Genomic DNA, 3,379 nt, shown 5'->3' with positions numbered 1-3,379 from the left:
CCAAAAATCCAAACGCGACTCTCCGGAACGACGCGATATCCCGCACTCTCAGGCCTCGTTGTTCAGACCTTCCCTAACTCCATGATGATTGGCGTTCGATGAAGTTTTCACTTCTTGGGACACCAATCACTTCGCTCAAGGGGGCATCTCTTCGATGAGTGTCGATGTCCCGTCGGTCTTGGCGTCAGACTACTTACTCCTCAATACAACGAGAGTTGATAATGAGCAGTTGGTTTTCTGATTTCAGTCGAATCCTCGACACCTCAGCGAGGTCTAGTACGTCGAGCCCGCCCCCCTATGCAACTTATGGGAGCCCCTCTGCAACTTATGGAAGTCCTAGAAGTACGAGCTACCGAAATGAGGTTTTTTCGGCGTTATCGCCTAGGCCTACGCGCTCTTCCGAACAACCCGAACCTGCTGATTTTTACGACCGCCGTTCCAGCGTGAACCCTCTGAGCGGTCTTGGGGCGCAATCGGTCGTAAAGATTCATAAGAAGTGCGAACCCGAGGAACTGGGGGTGAACAGCTTTAGCGGTCGCAAGGTCACCGTACGCAGCACCACTCTAAAGAACTTGAAAATTGCTTCGGAGGTCTTGAGGGAGGTACGGCATATGCTTCCTCATGGGGCTGGAAACCAGGAGGCGGATGTCGTTCTTTCCAAAGGTGAGTCTTGGGCCAGGGCGTCCGTGGCGAGAACCCGAGAGAACCGGAGCAGTACCGTATTGGAATACGCGCGAGCAGGTGCGGAAGCACAAGGTGGCGCTTGTAAAGAGCATGCAAGTCTTGCCTATGCCGCGCTTTCGACGAGAACAATCAATGCCCCCGTTATGCAGGTGAGCGACCGGAACGTAGATCACGCTTACGTTGTAATCGGCGATCCAAGGGATCCGCAATGGGGGGAACGCAACACCGTGGTGGTGGATCCCTGGGTTCGCTTCCCAACCGCCGTAACCGTTGCCGAAGCGGGAGCGCTTGGCTATATGCCCGGCCCAGGAGCAGATGAGAGAAGCGTCAAAGCCCCCCCTGATCCTGACGCAACCGATCTCTTGAGCAGCATTCAGCCTGTAAGCCGTGCGGAGGTGGAGCAAATGCTCGCCGAAAACAGCATGCCTGCCATCGGAGATTCATTGGTCGACTACATCAATGAACACGTAAAACCCCGGGTTCATTTCTACGACATACGTTCCGCCGCAAGCGATCCAAGTGTGAAGTATTCGGACAGTCGGATCAGTGGTGGCAAGACGATGGACCAGATGACGAGCGCGGCGCTCAATTACGAGAAGGAAGCCAACCTTGCATTGCAGCGCCATCGCAGGGGGTGATCGCTTTTGACGTTGATGGGGTTCGTCCTACGTACGTGCAAAAATGGCTCACAAGATTGGGTTACGCCAGTCACCGCAGCAGCGGCACCCCCGCCGACCACCAGCGCAAGCGCGGGTGGCCAGAAGTAACCGGCGGCACGTTTGAGCATCGGCGCGCGACGCTTTGCGTGGCCTACTTCGTGGGCGAGCAAGGTGTAGAGCTGGCCGGCGTCTAATGTGCGTGCAAGCGTCATGGACACCGTGATGGTGTGGCTGAGCGCGTTGTAGCGGGCATCGCGGCGTCGCCACAGCTTCACGCGTGGCGGCGCGACGTGCGCACGTGCGGCGATGGCATCGACCATGCGTTGCAGCTGCTGGCGCGTGGCGACGGTCATGCGCCGGCACCAGCAGTGCGGGCGGGCTTGCGGGTACGCGGCAGGCCGGGCAGCTTGAGCTGCGCCCGATCGCTCGGCAGGATCTTGGCGGCGGTGGCCACCGTCGCTGCGCCGGCCGGTTTCTTGGCCGGCTTGGCGGGTTTGCCCTGGCGCTGGAGCTTGGCCAACGCCTTCAACGCGGCCGGCCGGCCGCGTCGGTAGACCTTGGGGGCGCGCACGTAGTTGGCCGGCAGCACTTCAAACACCGTCACGCCCAGCGCCAGCAGCTGGGCGGCGGCGGTGTCCAGGCTGGCAAACACGCGCGGCTCGCCGCGCTGGCCGGTCAGTTGCTTCTCGACCTGGCCCACGCGCACCATGACCGCGTAGCCGCCGACCTGGCCGACCAGCTGCACGGTGCGCAGCACCCCGGCACTGGCCAGGGCGGCCAGGGTGGTGATGGAAATGGGTGATGTCATGATCGACCTATCAAACTTCGATGTTTGATACTCGATCATTTGACCCTGCCGTGCAAGCACTATTGCGGCGAGGGCGGAGGCGCACATAACGCGAGATTCCACGCAGTCACCCACTGGTCCTTGGTGTAGAGGCTGCGGCCGACTCTGCGGCCGAGCTGACTCGCGCTCCATTACAGCGAGGCTGGCCAAAGTCGCTGCGACAGCAGTGCTAGAGTTTGTCCGTCCTTCGATGGAGTTCCGCCATGAATACGTTTCTCCGCGCGCAGCTGCTGCCGCTTTTGCGTGGCTTGTCACGCGCTGGCCTGGTCGGCTTCGGCGTTGTGTTTGCGCTGTACTTTCTGTTCGCCATTCTGCTGTTCGTGCTGAACGATCCGCACGCAAGCGCGCACACCCAGCAAATGGCCGACATGGCTGCACCGTGGCTGGTTGGCCTGGTTGCGGTGTACGCGTTGAGCAAGCTCGCCGGCGAAATGGTCCGCACCTGGTTGGAAGAGCGCGGCGAGATGTCACCTCGCCGTTAATCGTCTCCTTGGTGCTTGCACTGCTCGCCTGAGGATGGCCTGGCATTCATCACCACGGTAGACCACGGAAGTAGTCCCTGACCATGGCAAAGGCTTTTTCAAAATCAGGGAGCTCACCCTCGATCTCATCGGCCATCGTCGCGTAGTCAGCCAAGGCTCTGTCATGAATTTCCTGCTGATCGAAAGAACCCTGATCCACCGGCACCTCGCGATCACGGCACTTGATCATGATGTCCTCGACCACCGTTTTTTGGCACGAAGCGTTGTAGAGCTCTGGCCGATTGATCAGTAGGTGCTGGAGATCAAAGACGTCCTGCCGACGATACCTATCGCGAAGCGGTTGCTGGAGAAGGGACCTGATCTTCTCAGCTACTAGTGTTGGGAGTGCGTAAACGCGCAAGACGCCGTCTGCGCCCAAGCTGACCTCCTCGATTTGAGGGATCGACTCTAGGTAGCTGTAATCAATGCTCAACGTATTCGCGGCCTGGCCGCGTAATAAACGCTCGTGCTGCCTTGTCCCGCGTGTGGCAAAGCCAATCTTCATCTTGATCGTCACGTAGGTCTTATCTCGACCTGGCTGAACGACCCAGCCCTGCCGCCTGCACACAGTGTCGTACGAAAGCCGCTCTTCTGGTAATCCCCCCACTTCTAGCGGTCGCCAGAAGTGGAGCTAAGTGGCCATCGCCAACTTCATGGCAGGCGTGATG

General features: G+C 59.4%; 5 protein-coding genes. 2 read left to right on the top strand and 3 right to left on the bottom strand.

Features of this window, described 5'->3' with window-relative positions; all coding sequences use genetic code 11:
- Positions 1-443 precede the first annotated feature (443 nt).
- Positions 444-1,322 (top strand): type III effector, encoded by an 879-nt coding sequence (locus tag LL972_RS21420; protein WP_228329306.1) that lies wholly within the window; start codon positions 444-446, stop codon positions 1,320-1,322.
- Here the strand turns inward: LL972_RS21420 and LL972_RS21415 are convergent.
- A complete protein-coding gene (locus LL972_RS21415) occupies positions 1,274-1,696 on the bottom strand; it encodes a M48 family metalloprotease (protein WP_228329305.1) in 423 nt (140 codons plus the stop codon). The genes LL972_RS21420 and LL972_RS21415 overlap by 49 nt on opposite strands.
- On the bottom strand, positions 1,693-2,151 hold the full coding sequence (locus tag LL972_RS21410) for a hypothetical protein (RefSeq protein WP_228329304.1): 459 nt from the start codon (positions 2,149-2,151) through the stop codon (positions 1,693-1,695). The genes LL972_RS21415 and LL972_RS21410 overlap by 4 nt, the downstream gene beginning before the upstream one ends.
- Before the next feature lie 242 nt (positions 2,152-2,393).
- Here LL972_RS21410 and LL972_RS21405 point away from each other — a divergent pair, with 242 nt between their 5' ends.
- Positions 2,394-2,672, top strand: coding sequence for a hypothetical protein (locus LL972_RS21405; protein ID WP_228329303.1), 279 nt, complete (start codon positions 2,394-2,396; stop codon positions 2,670-2,672).
- Between the two features lie 49 nt (positions 2,673-2,721).
- On the opposite strand, the gene LL972_RS21400 is transcribed toward LL972_RS21405, so the two are convergent.
- Entirely contained in the window at positions 2,722-3,228 is a 507-nt protein-coding gene (locus LL972_RS21400) for a nucleotidyl transferase AbiEii/AbiGii toxin family protein (RefSeq protein ID WP_228329302.1), read from the bottom strand.
- Positions 3,229-3,379: the final 151 nt, after the last annotated feature.

It is taken from the genome of Xanthomonas campestris pv. asclepiadis (assembly GCF_020784175.1).
GTDB lineage: Bacteria > Pseudomonadota > Gammaproteobacteria > Xanthomonadales > Xanthomonadaceae > Xanthomonas > Xanthomonas campestris_D.
This window is presented reverse-complemented; position numbering and strand designations above follow the sequence as displayed.

Bases quoted from the DNA above. Each gene is read 5' to 3' on its own strand.
- LL972_RS21405 (WP_228329303.1), top strand. From the start codon at position 2,394: ATGAATACGTTTCTCCGCGCGCAGCTGCTGCCGCTTTTGCGTGGCTTG.
- LL972_RS21415 (WP_228329305.1), bottom strand. From the start codon at position 1,696: ATGACCGTCGCCACGCGCCAGCAGCTGCAACGCATGGTCGATGCCATC.
- LL972_RS21410 (WP_228329304.1), bottom strand. From the start codon at position 2,151: ATGACATCACCCATTTCCATCACCACCCTGGCCGCCCTGGCCAGTGCC.